The organism is Virgibacillus aidingensis (genome assembly GCF_010994035.1).
In the GTDB taxonomy this organism is placed as follows: Bacteria; Bacillota; Bacilli; order Bacillales; family Amphibacillaceae; genus Virgibacillus_N.
In genome coordinates this window covers 30,367-47,304 of sequence record NZ_WIXN01000001.1, presented here as the reverse complement: position 1 = coordinate 47,304, position 16,938 = coordinate 30,367, and the positions used below count along the sequence as shown (strand labels likewise).

The 16,938-nt window shown below is 37.6% G+C and carries 18 protein-coding genes and 1 pseudogene; 4 read left to right on the top strand and 15 right to left on the bottom strand.

Going from position 1 to position 16,938, the window contains the following annotated elements; genetic code table 11:
- Window positions 1–502 precede the first annotated feature (502 nt).
- On the top strand, window positions 503–646 hold the full coding sequence (locus GHD25_RS00285; protein WP_164214348.1) for a hypothetical protein: 144 nt from the start codon (window positions 503–505) through the stop codon (window positions 644–646).
- Between the two features lie 72 nt (window positions 647–718).
- Here the strand turns inward: GHD25_RS00285 and GHD25_RS00280 are convergent.
- From GHD25_RS00280 to GHD25_RS00260, 5 genes and pseudogenes are all read right to left on the bottom strand, one after another.
- Window positions 719–1,381: pseudogene (locus GHD25_RS00280) on the bottom strand (DUF899 domain-containing protein).
- 209 nt (window positions 1,382–1,590) lie between these two features.
- Window positions 1,591–2,007: an NAD(+)--rifampin ADP-ribosyltransferase gene (gene arr / locus GHD25_RS00275; protein WP_164214347.1), complete on the bottom strand. Its 417-nt coding sequence runs from the start codon at window positions 2,005–2,007 to the stop codon at window positions 1,591–1,593.
- 748 nt (window positions 2,008–2,755) lie between these two features.
- On the bottom strand, window positions 2,756–3,235 hold the full coding sequence (locus tag GHD25_RS00270) for an SRPBCC domain-containing protein (protein WP_164214346.1): 480 nt from the start codon (window positions 3,233–3,235) through the stop codon (window positions 2,756–2,758).
- A gap of 579 nt (window positions 3,236–3,814) precedes the next feature.
- The gene (locus GHD25_RS00265; protein WP_164214345.1) at window positions 3,815–4,879 is read right to left on the bottom strand and encodes a serine hydrolase domain-containing protein; all 1,065 of its coding nucleotides are present in this window, start codon (window positions 4,877–4,879) and stop codon (window positions 3,815–3,817) included.
- Between the two features lie 50 nt (window positions 4,880–4,929).
- On the bottom strand, window positions 4,930–5,505 hold the full coding sequence (locus tag GHD25_RS00260; protein ID WP_164214344.1) for a TetR/AcrR family transcriptional regulator: 576 nt from the start codon (window positions 5,503–5,505) through the stop codon (window positions 4,930–4,932).
- 305 nt (window positions 5,506–5,810) lie between these two features.
- On the opposite strand from GHD25_RS00260, the gene GHD25_RS20090 reads away from it, so the two are divergent.
- Window positions 5,811–5,945 carry a hypothetical protein gene (locus GHD25_RS20090; protein WP_276207776.1) on the top strand — a complete coding sequence of 45 codons (135 nt, stop codon included), beginning with the start codon at window positions 5,811–5,813 and terminating at the stop codon, window positions 5,943–5,945.
- 238 nt (window positions 5,946–6,183) lie between these two features.
- On the opposite strand, the gene GHD25_RS00255 is transcribed toward GHD25_RS20090, so the two are convergent.
- From GHD25_RS00255 to GHD25_RS00230, 6 genes are all read right to left on the bottom strand, one after another.
- Complete coding sequence (locus GHD25_RS00255; protein ID WP_164214642.1) at window positions 6,184–6,963, bottom strand: class I SAM-dependent methyltransferase; 780 nt, start codon at window positions 6,961–6,963, stop codon at window positions 6,184–6,186.
- A gap of 265 nt (window positions 6,964–7,228) precedes the next feature.
- Window positions 7,229–7,690 (bottom strand): DinB family protein, encoded by a 462-nt coding sequence (locus GHD25_RS00250; protein ID WP_164214343.1) that lies wholly within the window; start codon window positions 7,688–7,690, stop codon window positions 7,229–7,231.
- A gap of 608 nt (window positions 7,691–8,298) precedes the next feature.
- Window positions 8,299–9,252: an ABC transporter permease gene (locus tag GHD25_RS00245; RefSeq protein ID WP_164214342.1), complete on the bottom strand. Its 954-nt coding sequence runs from the start codon at window positions 9,250–9,252 to the stop codon at window positions 8,299–8,301.
- The gene (locus GHD25_RS00240) at window positions 9,245–10,165 is read right to left on the bottom strand and encodes an ABC transporter ATP-binding protein (RefSeq protein WP_164214341.1); all 921 of its coding nucleotides are present in this window, start codon (window positions 10,163–10,165) and stop codon (window positions 9,245–9,247) included. Before GHD25_RS00240 ends, GHD25_RS00245 begins: the two co-directional genes overlap by 8 nt.
- 151 nt (window positions 10,166–10,316) lie before the next feature.
- The gene (locus GHD25_RS00235) at window positions 10,317–10,529 is read right to left on the bottom strand and encodes a helix-turn-helix domain-containing protein (RefSeq protein WP_164214340.1); all 213 of its coding nucleotides are present in this window, start codon (window positions 10,527–10,529) and stop codon (window positions 10,317–10,319) included.
- Between the two features lie 18 nt (window positions 10,530–10,547).
- Window positions 10,548–11,120, bottom strand: a complete 573-nt coding sequence (locus GHD25_RS00230) for a DUF2975 domain-containing protein (protein WP_164214339.1) — start codon at window positions 11,118–11,120, stop codon at window positions 10,548–10,550.
- A 188-nt stretch (window positions 11,121–11,308) separates the two neighbouring features.
- On the opposite strand from GHD25_RS00230, the gene GHD25_RS00225 reads away from it, so the two are divergent.
- A complete protein-coding gene (locus tag GHD25_RS00225; RefSeq protein ID WP_240452161.1) occupies window positions 11,309–11,803 on the top strand; it encodes a PH domain-containing protein in 495 nt (164 codons plus the stop codon).
- A complete protein-coding gene (locus GHD25_RS00220) occupies window positions 11,800–13,332 on the top strand; it encodes a PH domain-containing protein (protein WP_164214338.1) in 1,533 nt (510 codons plus the stop codon). Before GHD25_RS00225 ends, GHD25_RS00220 begins: the two co-directional genes overlap by 4 nt.
- A 180-nt stretch (window positions 13,333–13,512) precedes the next feature.
- Here the strand turns inward: GHD25_RS00220 and GHD25_RS00215 are convergent, their stop codons facing one another.
- The 4 genes from GHD25_RS00215 to GHD25_RS00200 form a co-directional block, all read right to left on the bottom strand.
- Window positions 13,513–14,103, bottom strand: a complete 591-nt coding sequence (locus GHD25_RS00215) for a TetR/AcrR family transcriptional regulator (protein ID WP_164214337.1) — start codon at window positions 14,101–14,103, stop codon at window positions 13,513–13,515.
- A gap of 7 nt (window positions 14,104–14,110) precedes the next feature.
- Window positions 14,111–14,860 carry an alpha/beta fold hydrolase gene (locus GHD25_RS00210; protein ID WP_164214336.1) on the bottom strand — a complete coding sequence of 250 codons (750 nt, stop codon included), beginning with the start codon at window positions 14,858–14,860 and terminating at the stop codon, window positions 14,111–14,113.
- Window positions 14,861–15,000: 140 nt separating this feature from the next.
- Window positions 15,001–15,750 carry an alpha/beta fold hydrolase gene (locus GHD25_RS00205; protein ID WP_164214335.1) on the bottom strand — a complete coding sequence of 250 codons (750 nt, stop codon included), beginning with the start codon at window positions 15,748–15,750 and terminating at the stop codon, window positions 15,001–15,003.
- Between the two features lie 403 nt (window positions 15,751–16,153).
- The gene (locus tag GHD25_RS00200) at window positions 16,154–16,834 is read right to left on the bottom strand and encodes an SGNH/GDSL hydrolase family protein (RefSeq protein WP_164214334.1); all 681 of its coding nucleotides are present in this window, start codon (window positions 16,832–16,834) and stop codon (window positions 16,154–16,156) included.
- Window positions 16,835–16,938 lie beyond the last annotated feature (104 nt).

Here is a 16,938-nt window from a genome sequence, read left to right as displayed (position 1 = left end):
TTCCTCCTTTATAATTGGCCAAATGGCTGAAAATACTATGGTGTAAAACTTAGATTTTCAGATTTTTTTCATTTAGGTTTTGGCAATATTATAATATCAGCTTTATGCATGCTGCATTTCTTATATTTTGCTATTTTCGTATCTTTAGTAAAAATTAATTTAAACAGTCTGACTTTGTTACCGGCTCCTATTTCCAGAAGAAACGGTTTTGAGAAAATGGATCAAAATCCGGTTATTTCTCAAGGGAATCATAATGCAATTTTTATAAAGGCTCTGCTCAAACTAATTTTCCGTTCTTTTTCCTAAGAACAATCGCTGTCCAATACAGTATTTCCTGCAAAAGACCAAAGAGATCGAGAATGGAGTAAAGACATCAATATCAAGGCATTTGTAATAATTAATTCACAAATGAAGATGCAAATCGACAGCTTCGGGTTTTCCAAAGACCAATCAAGATTAAAATAGGGATTTTAACAATCATCTCTGGAATAGAAGGAACGGCATGCCAAAGAAAATTCCCTTCGGCAGAGAAAATACCGGAAATTGTGTAACTAAGACCAAAGATGCTAAGGAAAATTGTATCAATTCTGATTTTTCGGCCAAAATAGATGCTGCACGTTTATTAAATTTTTCACGGTCTGGTTAATGGTTTAATAAAATCGGGAACTTTCTTATCCAAAAAAAGCCCCCGATTTTAATATTTGTCAATCTGGATTGATTAGTGGCAGCAAGATCCCGAGCCAAAAGTGTGTTCATATTCATCATGACGACGCAGCCATATGCTGCCATTACCATCACGAAGAAAGGCACTTACGCCAGGCACTTCCATTGACTGTTCTGAATCAACAGGTACGCCTTTCTGAATCAGTTCCTCCTTGGTCAAATAGTTATATTCAATTGGAGCAACGGATTCGTCCAGCGTAACATGAAAATCATAGTTAAAAACACTATCGTATGATGAGTACCAGGGAATCTCCCACCCCATGCGTTCTTTATACTTTTTAAGCTTGGAAAACGGAGCGCGGGATACCAGAGCAAGCGACGTGTTACGTGCGTGCAAATGAGCAAGTTGGCCAATATTGTCCGCAGCAAGCGAGCAAGCCGGACAGCCTGCTTCCTAATCCGGATCAAACATAAAGTGGTGCACAATAAGTTGAGGACGTCCTTCAAACAAATCAAGCAAAGGCACCTTGCCATGCGGACCCTCAAAGACATAATCCTTGTCAACTTCCACCATTGGAAGTCGGCGGCGTTCGGCATTCAGCGAATCCCGCGCCTTAGTAAATTCCTTTTCTTTGGTCAGCAGCTCCTTACGAGCGATAAGCCATTCATCACGTGACACGACATTTGGCAATTGCAGACGATTTTGCTTTTTTTTCATAAGTCTACTCCTTTATTTCTAAAACTTACAAGTGATGAGTATCAATTGCTGAAGTATTTTTCTTTATTTACTTAGCACCACTTTGCAGTTTTGGAATATGATTAATTGAACAGTTTCATATTTTATAAATACTATTTAGTTATTATTTTAAAACAAACCCTTATTCCCCAAAAAACCATGACACCATGTTGAAAAGTACCCCTCAGGGATTAATCATACATTATCGCTTTTCCTTGTTCACGTAACTTTTTTAATGATGTCTGCATCTGATTTATTTCTTCATCGGAATGTCTATTCCATGAACCTAATTCAGCTATTATTTTCAAAGGGGATTTAGACCTGTACGAACGGGTTGGATTTCCGGGAAATCTTTGATCAGTTACGTTCGGATCATTTTCAAAATCACCCAAAGGTTCAATAATATAAATTCTTTCCTTTAATTTAGATGCTGCCAACTCAGCCCCCCATTTAGCAGCATCTAATGTTGCAGTAAAGTATATATGGTTCGATTTTTTATCTTGGTAATTTGATACGTGTTGCGGTTCCAATAAATCTCCAATTTTCAGTTCTGCTTTTGTACCATGGAAAAAAGGACCGTCATCTAAGATATCTTTTTTGTCAATCATACTGATACACTCCTTATATTTATTTTGGTATATACCCTTCTGTTCCCATTTATCCTGAGCCATTGTCCATCCTTAGTCATCGTGAGCACGAAACACAAGCACATATTGTTTCATTTCTACCCCTCCCATTTATCACTCCATATCAAGACAGAATTAATAATACCAATTTTAGTAAATTAAAAAAAGACTAAATTTTTTTGTTTTATTATGATATAATTAAGTTGAGAAAAGGAACAGTTACTGATTATACTGTTTCTTTTTGTAGCAAATTAGGCTTCTTTACCGAAGCAGCATTAAATCAGCCGGGTTATTGAGAGGCTTCAAAAATGTGGTTATTTCGCTAGTGCAATAACACAAGAGGTAAGTGAATAAACTTCTTGTAAAATCGAAATTCAAAATTCCTAATTAACTGAGCAGCCTTCTATAGGATTAGTCAAAAGGGATGAATTTTCTTAGGATAAACGGGCTTCGCTGCTCACTTTGCCTTATGCTGCTAAACATCGTCCGTTCAAACAGAGCTTCTTCCCTCCTCGTTCTAAATGTGCACAATCGATCCAATTAAATTATACATAGTGTATATTGTTAAAAAAGAAAAAAGACTGAATCATAATGAACCAGTCCAGGAATTTTATTGCTTTGGAATTGATTTTCTAATGAAAAAATATTGGATTACAGTTTTACTTCAATTTTCATCTAAAAAACCAACTGCAACCGAACATTATCAGGGTGCCTCATCCATAAATAATTTTTATTGTTTGTCTTCGGTAAAAATAGCAAGATTCTCAAGAGTAGACATTAATCCTTCGTCGTGATCCTCCTTTTGTATTCCCCAAGGCACGTTTTCACAAATAATAGTGACTTTTGTTCCTTCTGAAGTGGGTTCCAAAAGCCATTTCTGTACCATCTCACCCGAGAATGCCGGATCCTCGGAATCAAATTCAATTGATTGTACAATACGCTTGTCTGGAACCAGTTCCAAAAACTTTCCCCGGGCTACATCAGTGTTTTCGGAAGTCTTCCCAGGGTGATCCACTTCGTACGTGAGGGTAATCCTGTACGTTCCTCCCTCACAAGGTTCGAACTTATCTATGCATCCCGACATTCCTTTTGGCGGAAGCCATGAAACCAATGCTTCCGGGTTTATGAACGACTGATAAATGGTTTGAGGTGATGCCTTAATCATTTTTGAAGCAGTATCCGTTCTCCTATTATTTGGCGCATTTGCCATAATAAAATCCCACCTTTTTGACGTTTCGGTTTTCCACTAAGAGTTTAGCATATTAAAATGCTGGAAATTTCTTTTCGATTGCTCTTATTCACAGCTTTATTTAAGAATTGCACCTATGGACTAGCAACTCTATATTGATCTTTTCCACAGTAATAATACTTACTTTAATTGGTTAAGGCATCTTCCAAAGCATTAGTCCACTTATTAGAAGCGTCGAAATACGATAGATGATGACCCGGGAAAAAAGCCAACTCTGTCTGAAAATATCTTAATAGGATCAAGGATATGCGTGCAATGTATTTTTCTTTGTGGAGTGATAATTCGCCTGCCGCAAAAATTAAATTCACTTTATTGTTTTTTAGTTTTTGAATATCAGGCTGATATTGAATGAATTTTGAATAGGATTGGTATTTGAATATTTTATATGGCATGGATTCTCCATTGGGAGATAAAAATTAACAATGGTAACGTGAGACAGTGTGATAGCCCATCGAATAGCATGATAAGAAGGTTTGAATTCATTCTTTATTTATATGCGCCAATCTTTTTTTCTCTTGATCGAACAGTACTTCCACAAAGTTAAGCGCATGCTCTAATTATTTTTATCATGGCATTAAAAGCCGCACTATGTCCAAAACCGCTGCTTTGATTAACAGTACCTGTAAAGTATACGTCACGCTCAGGATTATAAAAGGCGAACGCACCGGACTGACCCCAAAAACCCAGTATTTCTTTAATCGGATTGGACGGTGAGAGAATTCGCGGCACCCACAGTTTTTCCAAACCGATGCCATAATAAAATTGTCCGGGAAAATAGATTCTATTCCATTGCTTCAGTTCTTCCAGTTGCTCTGTCGGAAAAAAATAGCCGTTGAAAAAAGCTTTTAAGAAAGTCATCGTATCTTTGGCGGTCGACACAATACCCCCTTCCGGAGCAATGGAAGACATATACAGCGGGACATGCACAGCATTGGATTTATAATATAATGGCACAGGCTTGGTATCATTTACATCTTCATATACATATGTTTTTGAAAGATTCAGCTTATCAAATATAAATGTCTGAAATATTTCTGTCATGCTCAGTCCTGTAACGTTTTCCATAATTCTTCCTAAAAGCTGATAGTTTGTATCCGAATAATTGACTTTCCCCTTTTGTCCCGGTTTAAATTTCGGTTTATTCCCTTTTATCAGATCTAATGTTTTTTCCAGTGGCCACTCCTCATCATTGCCTTGGAAAAGCTGTGATGCCACCGTTTTGCCATCAGAATGCTTACAGGCAAAATAATCCGGTATTCCTGATGTATTGGAAATCAAATGTTTAATTGTAATGTCATGGGAATAGTCAACTCCATCCAGAACATGAATGCCACGGACAATATCTTTGGATAAATAATTTGCTATGCAATCTTCCAATTGCAGCAAATTTTCCGATCTTAACTTCAAAGCAACAGCTGTAACATATAATTTCGTGACACTGGCAATAAAGTATTGGTCATCTGCTTCCATGTTGCCTGCTGCACCAGCCCAGGAAAAGGCATCGTCTCCTTGCTCCACACAGAGGACAGCTCCAAAATTGTTTCTTTTTTTTATCATTTGCCGGACAGTCTGATCGAGAAATGCTTCGTCCATTTTTTTGACCATTATGGCACCTCCTGAATTATGTAATTAATTTGATACGCACTTTATTGTTTTTAATCCTTTTCCTTGCGTAGGCGTGCAGCAATCACGACATCTTCCGCAACACTGTCCAGTATTTGTTTCATTTGTTCTATATCCAGTTCTTCAGGCAGCAATCCATTGGCCGCCATAATGGATAGCCCCATTTGAAATGCTCTCATTTTAAATAATATTGTTTTGAGTTCCTCATCCGTGAAACCTTCAAGCTCCGGATCCTTTTTCATTTTGACAAGAAGGTCATCACCCATTTCTTGATCATAATCCTGTAAATAATCGTTTTGTTTCATCACAAAATCTCTGAAAAGAACAGGGTGCTCCGTGGCAAACTGCAGACTGGCAGATCCTATATCGCCGAATGGGGTTCCGGTATTTTGTTCGTTTAACATACGCTGACTTACATTAACGACCTTTTTAACTACGGCACGTTTCAGTTCATCCACATTATTGAAATTTACGTAAATAGGGGCAATTGAACTTCCCAATTGATCTGCTACTCTTCTTATGGTCATACCGTCGATGCCTTCCGTATTGGCTATGTTAAAAGCTGCATCAACAATCTGTTCCCTGGAAAATTTTTTTTGGGGTGCCATGACAGTCACTCCTTCTTAAATTATAATTTCTCAAACATATATGTAGCGGACTATATATAACATTTGTTATATATCAGTTATTATACATCGTAATTTAAATTTGTAAAGCCCGATAATAGGAAACTTGTTACACAGTTCATGTTATTATCAATATTTTATAATACTTCACTTAATGGTCTTTTAATATTTATATAGATCATGTTAGTAAGAGGAAAGCCAGAAGAACAAAATCACTTAATCGAAGCCGTCATAATGCTAATTTCACTGCAACTGATAATTACATGTAAAACTACAGAGGGCCTATTATGGAAGCGACATTGGAAGATACTAAATATATTCTCTTGGGCAGGGAAAGGAGGGCAAACAAGTGTACTTTGGCAGGTTGGAGAAGAAAATTAAATCTAAAATTTTACAGGCCATATAATAAAAAAACAAATTAAAATAAGGTATTCCCTTGCATCTTAAAATACAGCGCAACACTTTTCATCATCTCCTGGAGTAAATTATCAGATGAAGCATGTAGAATTAGTGAAGATATAGAGTTCACAAAGCAGCAGCTTATAAAATCAAATATTTTTGTGCCGGCAGGGAAAATGTTCGAAGCGCATATGGATGACGAAGAAATTATTACTTATTAAGAATCGGTATTTCCCAGAGACTATTAATACAAAGTGATCTTTATTTTACTGCCTTCCATACAGTCCAGCGATCTTTCTCTGTGACAGCTTCCTCATCGCTTAACTTCCTGTCAATATATGACACCAGTTGTTGTAGTTCTGCATCAGTGAGCTCAAAAAGAATAGAACGGCCCTTCCTGAATGCAATATCTTTAAGCAAATCAGTTTTAGATCTGTATTTTTTTCTTGTTTCCCAAAATTTGATTGCTTTCACATCTTTAAATCCGGCAATTTCCAGATGCTTTTTTACTTTACGGCTCGAATGCCGTCTATTCAGTTCTATATTTTTAAGACGCGGAAATAATTCAAATATATATCCTCTAATATGATTTTTATTCCCCTCTAAAAAACAGTCACTTGCCGTTCTGTCTTGAATAATCAGCATCCCATTTTCATTTAAGATTCTATATGCTTCTTTCAAGCAAGCATGTAAATCATCTAAATGGTGAATGAGTGCCCTTTCCAGTACCAAATCAAAGCAGGCATCGGGCTGGCCGGTTTTATATGCATCCCCTTTTTTAAAGGAAATACCTCCATCGTATTTTGCCAGGTTTTGATTAGCCCCTCTTAACATTGGCACTGAAAAATCTACGCCAATTACATAGGGTATTCCCATATCTGATAACGCTTTGGTATAGATCCCTCCACCGCATCCAATGTCGGCAGCCTTATTTATGACCGTACCTTTTGTCAAACTTTTTATTGTTTCTTTCCAGCCTTTATCAGCATTTCTTGAATTATAGCTGTTTTCATTGTGCTCATCATGAAAATTAATTGGCATTTCATCACCCCATATCATTTAAATTTCTTCCTGATTTAATTGTATGAAAAGTAATGTAATAAATAAAATACCAATGTTTAATTATATGTGATAAGTAAAAGTTATATTTAAAAAGAAAAAAATACTCCCTTTAAAAAGCAAGATGGAGTAATTTAATAAATACCCGGATGTAATGGCAATCCGGAATCGTTTTTATATTTATTCACCATGCACCTCTGGATGCTCCAACTTAATAGAACCAGACTTATTATCTGAATGTTTAATTTTATTTAGACTTAATAATTCTGCTTATACTTTTAATCGTTCCCAAATGGTAACATTCATGACCAATTAAAAAACAAAATAATTCTTCGATTGTTCTTTCAAGAGGCAACGGCTGGGGTAAATCCTCCTGCAGCCTGTCTTCAAATTTTTTATGTATTTCATCCGGCTGTGCTTCCAATTTTTGAATAATAGCTTCTGCCCGCGGAAGATCCTCTGTCCAATCAACAGGGCTTGTTCCAGTGGAAAAGCTATGAAAATATTTTTTTTCCAGCTGTTTACTGCCATCATTCAGTGAACTGAGATATTCATCATAGGTAACAAGTACATGACCTGCATTCCACAACATATTGTTTGAAAAACCATCCGGAATAAGAAGAAGAGATTCCTCATCAGACTCCTTTAAAAACCCGATCATAAAATTACGCCAGAACTTCATTTGTCCAAATAAATTTTTCTCATTCATTTATTTCACCTCCTGTCATTACCCGGTTATATTTAAGCAGAATGCATGTTCCATTTTAACTTTATTCTAATTTTGTCTAAAAGTCACACCTTTTTCTTGAAACTAATATTCATTTCCTCCCAAGGTTGAATATCTTAATAAAGCTCAACCTAACTAGTGTGGTGAATACTAATATACCAAATGTTTTATTCCACCGTAATTTAAACCATTCTGGTTTTAACTGATTACGCATGTTCTTCACCTCCAACAAGCCTCGAGAGTAACTTTCGAGACTATCCCCATTTTGAGAGAGGTGTTCAATCACAAGGCCATTATCTGTTAAACAAAAGATACCTTTCTTACAGACCAGTATCACATTTCGGCCGTGGTAAAATGAACAGGAACGCGTACTTTATCTGCTTCCTTATTATGATAGAACATTAACTTCCCTTCATACACCAGCTGGATGCCATTAATATTGTAAATAAGCTTAAAAAATCTTGATGTCAGACTGCATTTTATGTGGAGGCCTCCATGTGTTGTTGTTACATCAAGTAAATAATAGTATATACATCCGTGTAGTATGAAAGATTCTTTAGTTACCATTTCGTGTGAAAATCAGCCTAGATTTAATGTCCCGCAATATCACGCTGCTTAAACACTCCCCAGGATGCTGCTAAAAACAAAACAAAATAAACAAGCAATACTGTTATGGAAAAGGATAATGACATCCCCTCAATTAATGGTTCGTTTCCATTTGTATATTGGCTTAAATCTGTATTCGCAAATAAAATATATTTAGCCCAGGCACGGTCAGAGAAAAAAGCAACAATAGATTTTCCTGCCATCATAAGAAAAATGGAGGTTCCAACGGCAAGTGCACTGTTGCGGAATACACTCGAAACCATGAATGCGAAGGTAGCCATCATGATTAAATTGACAAGCTGATACCCATAATCGGAAATAATCTCGCTTATAATAGATACATATTCCACACCGCTGCTCTTATTTAGTACCGTATATGGATTCCATCCTTCGATCCCAAAGAAAATGGCACCAATAATCCAGGACCAGATTAGCACAAATAACAATGTAAACAGGGCAAATAGAAGGACGGATATATATTTGGAAGCTAAAATCCTGGTTCTTGAAATAGGCCGGATCAGCAACAGCTTAATCGTTCCCCACCTGAATTCATTTGCCACAATTCCTGCTGCAACAATGATGGTAAACAGACTAACAAGGGATAAAAGCATACTGTTTTCCATTACAAAATTCCATGCCCCGTATCCTGCAGGCTGGATGTCATTTTCCAAGTAGTAATTATTTCTTTCAATTAATGGCGAGTTTATAGACTCCAGAAATTCCTCTCCTTCCATTTCTGTTGTCAGTTGTTCGTTTTCTTCCTGTAATTCAGCACGCCATGTATCTTCACCATAGGAAACTTTAATATCATCTGCTGTGTTAACGATAATTCCAGCACCGATAATAACCACTGCTAAAATGGTATACATCACCCAAGTTGCTTTTTGGATATAAATTTTGGTTAGTTCATTATGAATCAGGTTAAAAAAGTTACCCAATCGTATTCTCTCCAATCAAATCAAAGAATTTATCTTCTAATGAGCCTTTCGCTGCCCCAACCTGGTATATTGAAATACCATTGGCTGCCAGGGTTTGAATAAGTGCAGGGATGTTCTCTTTCTTGCTTTGAAAACGGAGAAACGCCTCTGTTTGAACAGCATCAATATGGTAATGAGTTTTTAATAGTTTTATAGCCTGATTGACAGGTGAAACCTCCATTTGCACTTGTTTTAGGTTCTTTTGGCCTGCCCTTTCATTTACTTGCTGGACCGTAACGAGTTCGCCATTTTTAATGACGCCAATTCGATCACACATTAATTCGATTTCCGATAAAAGGTGACTAGAGATAATAACAGCGACATTTTTCTCTGTTGCCAATTTGCGAATGTACATGCGAATTTCTCTTATCCCGGCCGGGTCCAGGCCATTCGTTGGTTCGTCAAGGATCAATACAGAAGGATTATGTAATAATGCTTGGGCTATCCCCAGACGCTGCCGCATCCCGAGGGAATATTTGCCGACTTTTTCTTTCATTGCCTTTTCAAGCCCAACAACGGAAATAACCTCTTGAATCCGCTCCTTTGTTATTCCTGGTATCATGCGGGCATAATGGGACAAGTTTTGCAGCCCGGTCATAAATGGGTACATTTCCGGGTTTTCCACAATGGCTCCTACTTCGCGAATTGCTTCTTTATAATCGGATTTAATACTTTTTTCTAAAATACGGACATCCCCGTCAGATAACTTCATCAGCCCTGCCATCATTCGAATGGTGGTCGTTTTACCGGCACCATTTGGTCCTATGAAACCAAATACTTCTCCTTTGTGAATGGCAAAAGATAATCCTTTTATAACTTCTTTGCTGCCAATTGTCTTTTTCACATTAATTAATTCCATTGCTGTTTCAGCCATGTTAGAATCCTCCCTGTATCAACTGTTTCTATTATATCGGTTATAAAAATTACGGTAAGGAGCCCGGGATATATATTGAACTAGGGCTGCAGACTTAATCACCGGCAAATTTTTTGCCGGAATATGAGGCAGTTTCAAGAAACCATACTTCTCACTCCACTTCCTCTTCTATATATTCCAGTAAATCCCCGGGCTGACAGTCTAGTGCCTTGCATAATGCATCCAAGGTGGTGAAGCGGATTGCTTTGCCTTTTTCATTTTTTAGAATGGACAGATTGGCTGGTGTAATATCAACTAATTCGGAAAGTTTATTTAACGACATTTTTCGTTTAGCCATCATAACATCCAGATTTATTCTAATCATTTTAATTCCCCTACTTCATCATATAGTTTTCTTATTTTCCTCTACAGCAAGAACCGCCTTTTTAAGGGCATAAGCAATAATTATCATCACGATTCCGCCAAAGATGAAATCAATATAAGCTATGTTGGAAAAGGCAATGGAAGCATTGGAAATTTCTAACTCCCTTATTGCTTTGGAAAGCAACAGACCATCCGTATACGTTGTGGCTGATCCCAGTACGGCAAAAGTGATGCCCATCCAAAAAAGAATGGAAACATTTTCATACATAAACAGACTGTCTTTATAAATGTTTTTCAGTAATTTGTAAAGCAGCCATAAAAACAAAAGTACAAACAGAAACAAGGTAATATCAGAAAATAAAGATAAAACCATAAAAGATGAGTCGGTATAAAGATCCGGCTGTCCATAAAACGCAAAAGTCATATAGGCGTATATTGGTTCAAATTCCCCCAAAGACTTTGTAAAGGAGCTATCAGGCCACCAAATATATGAAAAACCTGCCGCGATGGTAAATAAACCTGTCAAAAGGACAATAAAGAATAATATGAAACACAGAATGGATGAAATTTTAAATATAATATTAGCTCTCATTGGTATTCTCCTTAGAAGTGATATAAAAGTGGTTGTAATTTACTTCCCATGAATAAATATTACCATATGAACTTTACTTTAATCAATCTATTTTTATCGATTATCAATAAATTATTATTGAAAAAGGTTGTCCTCTCTGTTATATTAAATATAATTCAAACAGCAGAGGATATGAAAGGTGATTTATATTGATAAGAGAAGTTCCTTTACCAAAACAGCGATTATCCAAAGACAGTATGAAGGCTTGGCTGATCAATGAAATAATTTTAAATGTAATTGGGTTTCTTATTCTTGGTGTCTTACTCTATCTTGATTATTACTTCCTTTGGAAAGAATGGATAGGCTGGATACTCATTATACTGACAGCTTTAACGATTATTGATATGATATTTTCTCCTTTAAAAATGCGATTACATTATAAGCATTGGCGTTTTGACATTAGTGAGGAGTTTTTACAGCTAAAATCAGGTGCAATTAATGAAAAACAACAGCTTATCCCTATGACCAGAATTCAATCTGTTACCATTCATCAGGGGCCGGTTTTGCGCAGGTATAAGCTATATAACATAAAAGTGAACACGATCACCACGGAACATACAATCCCCGCTTTATATGAAACGGAAGCCATGGAACTGCGTAATCAAATTGCACATTATGCGAATGTAAAGGAGCCGGAAGCATGAATCAGGAAAAACGCTATCATCCGCTGATTATACTCCATGATATTTGGCGCCTGGTCAGTAATTCTATTTTCTTTTTTATTTTTTTATTTATAATTCAGGCAAATTCCGAGTTCTGGCTGTATAAATATGGCCGTTATGCATTTGTTTTACTATTTATTATTATCCTTCTGGATATTCCGGTTAAATGGTTTACAAGCAGGTATAAGATTGACGATAAAAGTCTGCAGCTGCAGCGACGCCTATTCGCAAACAGCAGCCGAACCATTCCCTATGAAAATATTCAACATGTACGGAGGAAAACAACATTATTTCACCGTATATTTAACATGACTTCACTTACGCTCGAAACAAACGTCACGGGGGATCATAGTTCAGTTACCTTTCAGGTGCTGACACCGGAGGAATCTATGGATATAGAAAAACAGATCCGCAGAAAGGGAAATATTACCGATAGAGAGGTTATATTTGAGGAAAATCAGGCCAAACCTGCAATCGAAATTAAATATGGAAATAATGCCGGGTATACAGTCCATTTCACACCGGCCAAGCGTGATATTTTTAAGGCTGCGCTTACCTCGTTTAGTTTTATAGCAGTTATTCCTATTGCCTGGTCACTTATATCCAATCTGGAACAGTTATTTCATATGGAAGGAAAAATAGAAGGAATGTTCTCTAATATGCTGCATTCCTGGTCCTGGTGGATGTTGCTGATTTTCCTGACCTTGCTAATGCTGGCGGCTGTCTTTGGCGGCGGTATTTTAACAGCGTTAAGGTATGGGAAATATGAAATTGCCTCAGATGTGGATCATATTTATATTTCCAAGGGAATTTTGGAGATGACCTCCTTTATGATTACCAAAGCAAATGTTCAAGCAGTCAGTGTACACCAATCATGGATGAAAAGAATACTCGGACTTGCTGAAGTCAAATTGATTTGCGCGGGCGGTACCAGCACTGAGGAACTGGAAGTGAATACACTTTATCCTTTTCTCCCGGTCCAGCGTGCATATTCGATGATCCGTGAAATATTGCCGGACTATCAGGTGGCTGCAAATATGGAACGCCTGCCCAAAAAGGCATTGTCACTCCGCATGTTAAGGCCAAGCTGGTTTTGGATGATAGCGACTGTTTTTCTATTTTATTTCAGGCCGGATTTTTTCGGAATAGAATTGGCATGGTGGGTGCCTTCGATTGTTATTCTGCTATTGGTAATTATGTCCAGAGTGCTTAGTTTCTTCCAAACCGGTTTTACGATGAGTGGTGAGTTTGTGCAGTTTAAAACCGGCGGATTTACCAATAAACTTTTCCTTTCAAAAAGAACTAAAATAGCCGAGTTACAATTGACACGCAATATCATCCAGCAAAAGTTAGGATTGGTTTCCATTATGATGAGTCATCGTGCCAGACCGGTGAAGCATACAAGAATAAATGATGTTCCGATTGAATGGTGTAAGGTATTTCGCAATTGGTATATTTCAAAGGAACAAGCGCCTGTTCAGCAACGTACAAACTGGAGCACTTCGCGATAAGATAAAGGAAACACGACGGAGTACGAGCCGATGTTGACTTACCGCAGTCGAGGAGTGTGAAGTTTGATAGTTGCTGGGCGCTGGATTCGAACGAGGCTATAGAACTTTGCTGCTTTATCCAAAGCCCAAAAATTTTATAATTCCCTGGACAATAAGAAGCACAAGTAAACCTTGATATGCTCAGCTCTCGTTGCAAAATTCACGAATCATTTGGGCTTTAATTTCCTCAATCGGGAATTGCTGGGGGTAGGTGGATATCATTAACATGATTCCCTGAAGAGCAGAAGAAAAATATAATGATCGTTTCCTCGGCTCATTTACCCCCATTTTTTCAAATATTTCACATTGCAATTCAAATTGCCTGGCATTTTCTTCAATAATGCGCTGACTGTATTTGATTAACTCTTTATCAGCTTCCGGCTGCGTCTGCAGGTGCAGATAAAAACGGTGAACTTCCGGCCGCTGATAAATATGATCAATGGCATTATTCACTATAAATGCAATCTGTTCACTGGGTGTATCCAAATTGATTGCCGATTCCATAACTACAAGCACTTCCCTGATTCTAGCTTCAACCATTTCAGCAATCAGTTCTTCTTTTCCCTTGTAATAGTTATAAAGTAATCCTTTCGAAATTCCTGCTTGTTTAGCTATATCACTGATAGAAGTGCTGTAATAACCTTGTTTCATAAATAGGTCCATCGCTGCAGCACGAATGTTTTCTTTGGATGCTTGGCGGATACGATCATTTTCTTCAGGTGTACGCGGCATGTTAATTTCATTCCTCCATAAAAGCAGTGATTTCCTGATTTAACGCTTCAGCATGTGTCAGCGTAAGCATATGATCAGCATTGGGTATTTTGGAAAACTTGATCTTAGGAACTTTTCTAAAATGTTCGGCAGCAACAAAATTTTCATTTAAATCTTTTTCTCCAATAATAAATAATGTTTTGATACTTAGTTCATTTAATCGGGCGATGGCTGGCGGATCCGGCCATACCATTTTAAATAAAGGTTCCTCAAGCCCTCGCTGGAATTGATCTCGAAGCATTTGGACAGCAAGATCTTTTTGCGGCCTGTCAATAACAACTTGATATAATGGAGAATGCAGCATTACCTCCATCATCTTATCCACTTCCGGGGCCGCTCCCATCACCTTTTCCATTATGTGCTCAAATTCCGTATAACCTTTAAATCCTGACAGAGCAGGAGCAATTAAAACAAGGTTTGCGACTCTTTCGGGATGAGCTAATGAGAATTCAGTTGCAACCTGGCCGCCGAGAGAATGACCAATAATGGTTGCCATATCAAATTTTAGCTCATCTATAAAGTAAAGTACATCTTCAACATAATTAACCTCATTTTTCGGAGTTGGTGATTGGCCGATCCCGCGGGCATCAACAGCCACTACTTTATAATGTTTAGCCAGAAGTGGAGCCAGAAAATTCCATTCCCGTAAATCAGCTCCTCCGCCATGAATCAAAACGACGGGATGACCCTTTCCTTGCATTTCGTAATGTAAATCCAATATAACCCCTCCATTTTATAATAAATTTTCATCGAACGAACATTTAGTCAATAGAAAATATTAATAAGCAACGCTGTGAAGGCCATTGGATTCTCTTCAGCTGCTGACGGTTATTCCTCCCTCAGGGCTTTATACGAATATCATTCCTCTATAAAGCTGGTAATATGGTGGCATATAGTATCAGGATGAGTAAGCGTTACCATATGATCCGAACCAGCGATCTCTATAACTTTGGCATTTGCGTGCTGATGGAAATATTCTGCAACTCGGAGGTTATCGGGGAACTCTTCGGTACCGATGATGATTAATGTTTTGGCAGTCAATTCTTCCAATCTTTCCGCAGCAGGCGGATCCGGCCAAATCATATTAAAAGCCGGCCATTTAAAAGCCCGGTTGATATGGTGGCGCAGCATCGTTTCAGTCAATTTCTTATGCGGACTGGATTGGACAACTTGATATAAAGGGGCACTTTGTGAAATCTCAATCATTTTGTCAATATCCGGTGCTGCTTCATTAATCTTATTCATATATGTTAAAAATTCCGTTGAATAGTTAAAGCCCGACAGAGACGGAGCTATCAAAATCAGTCCCGAAATACTTTCGGGATACTCCAATGCAAAATCTGCAGCAATCTGACCACCCATGGAGTGACCAACTATAGTTGGTTTGGAGATTTTCAAGTGATCCAGCAGGGCTTTCAGGTCTTCTACACAGTTGACATCCTCTGTGGGAGTAGGAGATTTCCCCGCACCACGCCCATCATAAGCAATGACCTTATAGTCATTGGCTAAAACCGGGAATACATATGTCCAGTCTCTGAGATCAGCACCGCCACTGTGAATAAGCACAACGGGGTGCCCCTCGCCCTTAACTTCATAGTATAAGTCCAATAATATCCCTCCAAAAAATTGAGTTATTTTATGTTATTTTACTATTGGTTGAACGGTTAGTCAATATAAAAATAAAAAAATAAGCCACATGATACCCTGGCAAAATGCAGCTGCTCAAACGTTTGCAGATTTATAGAAAGATTCTTTTTCAAAGTTTATTTGAATTGTTTCAAAAGCATTAGGAGTAGTAGTGGTTATTAACATTGCAGTTACCTTTTGCCAGATTTTTCATAAACATAATTCCAAGCTTTGCCGGCAACAATTCAATCAGGGCATAAGTCAAGCCCGAATTCGGCCATTTTCGGGAAGTGTTTTTGCCAAAATACGGGGCGGGTCATACGGCTGCATATCAGGTCCTTGATCCTGCAGGTGTAAAGTTACGCTTTCATTTTAATTACACGCATTATAATCCGTAGTATCGCTCGATTATGAATGCATATTCCTCTGCCACTATCGCAGCACCATTACTATTTAAATGAATACCGTCCAGGGTCAAATGGAGGCCACGTTTTTTTGATAATTTGTCGATTTGAATCGAATTCTTGCAGAAAAAGACATCTTTCATAACTTTTATAACACTTTTGCTAATATAGTCAGAACTATCAAGTTTACTCAATCTTTTTTGGAACACAGATTGCATATCCAGAAATCCTGCATTAGGGTATTTACTAATTATATTTTGAATGATTGAAGACAATTCCTTCAGCTCTTTATTCGAAGCATTCATTAAATTTTCCCCTACTAATCCTGGTGAGACTGCAATAACTTGGTTAGAAGAAGAAATTATATTTTCTAAAACGCCGGTGTAAATTTCCCGAAACTCCTCATGGTCTTTTGCAACAGGCTGAGCTTGAACTCTAAGCAATTTAGAATACATATCGTTGACCCCTATCCAAAGAAAGGTGAGATCATAATCTGCATCTAATTTCATTTTTTGTAAACGGGTGTGCAAACTTTTCACGGACTCTCCCGGTTTTCCCAAGTTGTCCAAAGTAAAGTTTGGATATTTATTCTTTAAAATATTTACAAAAGACACCCCAGGCCGGCCTTCAGTTAAACTATCCCCTATTAAGCCAATTTTCATTTTTATCTTCCCCTAAATATGCATCGATTTGATGGAGCACACGTCTTGCTGTGAAATAGATTTTGTAATTGTTAAACTGCCCCCTATACTACAATAAATTCGAA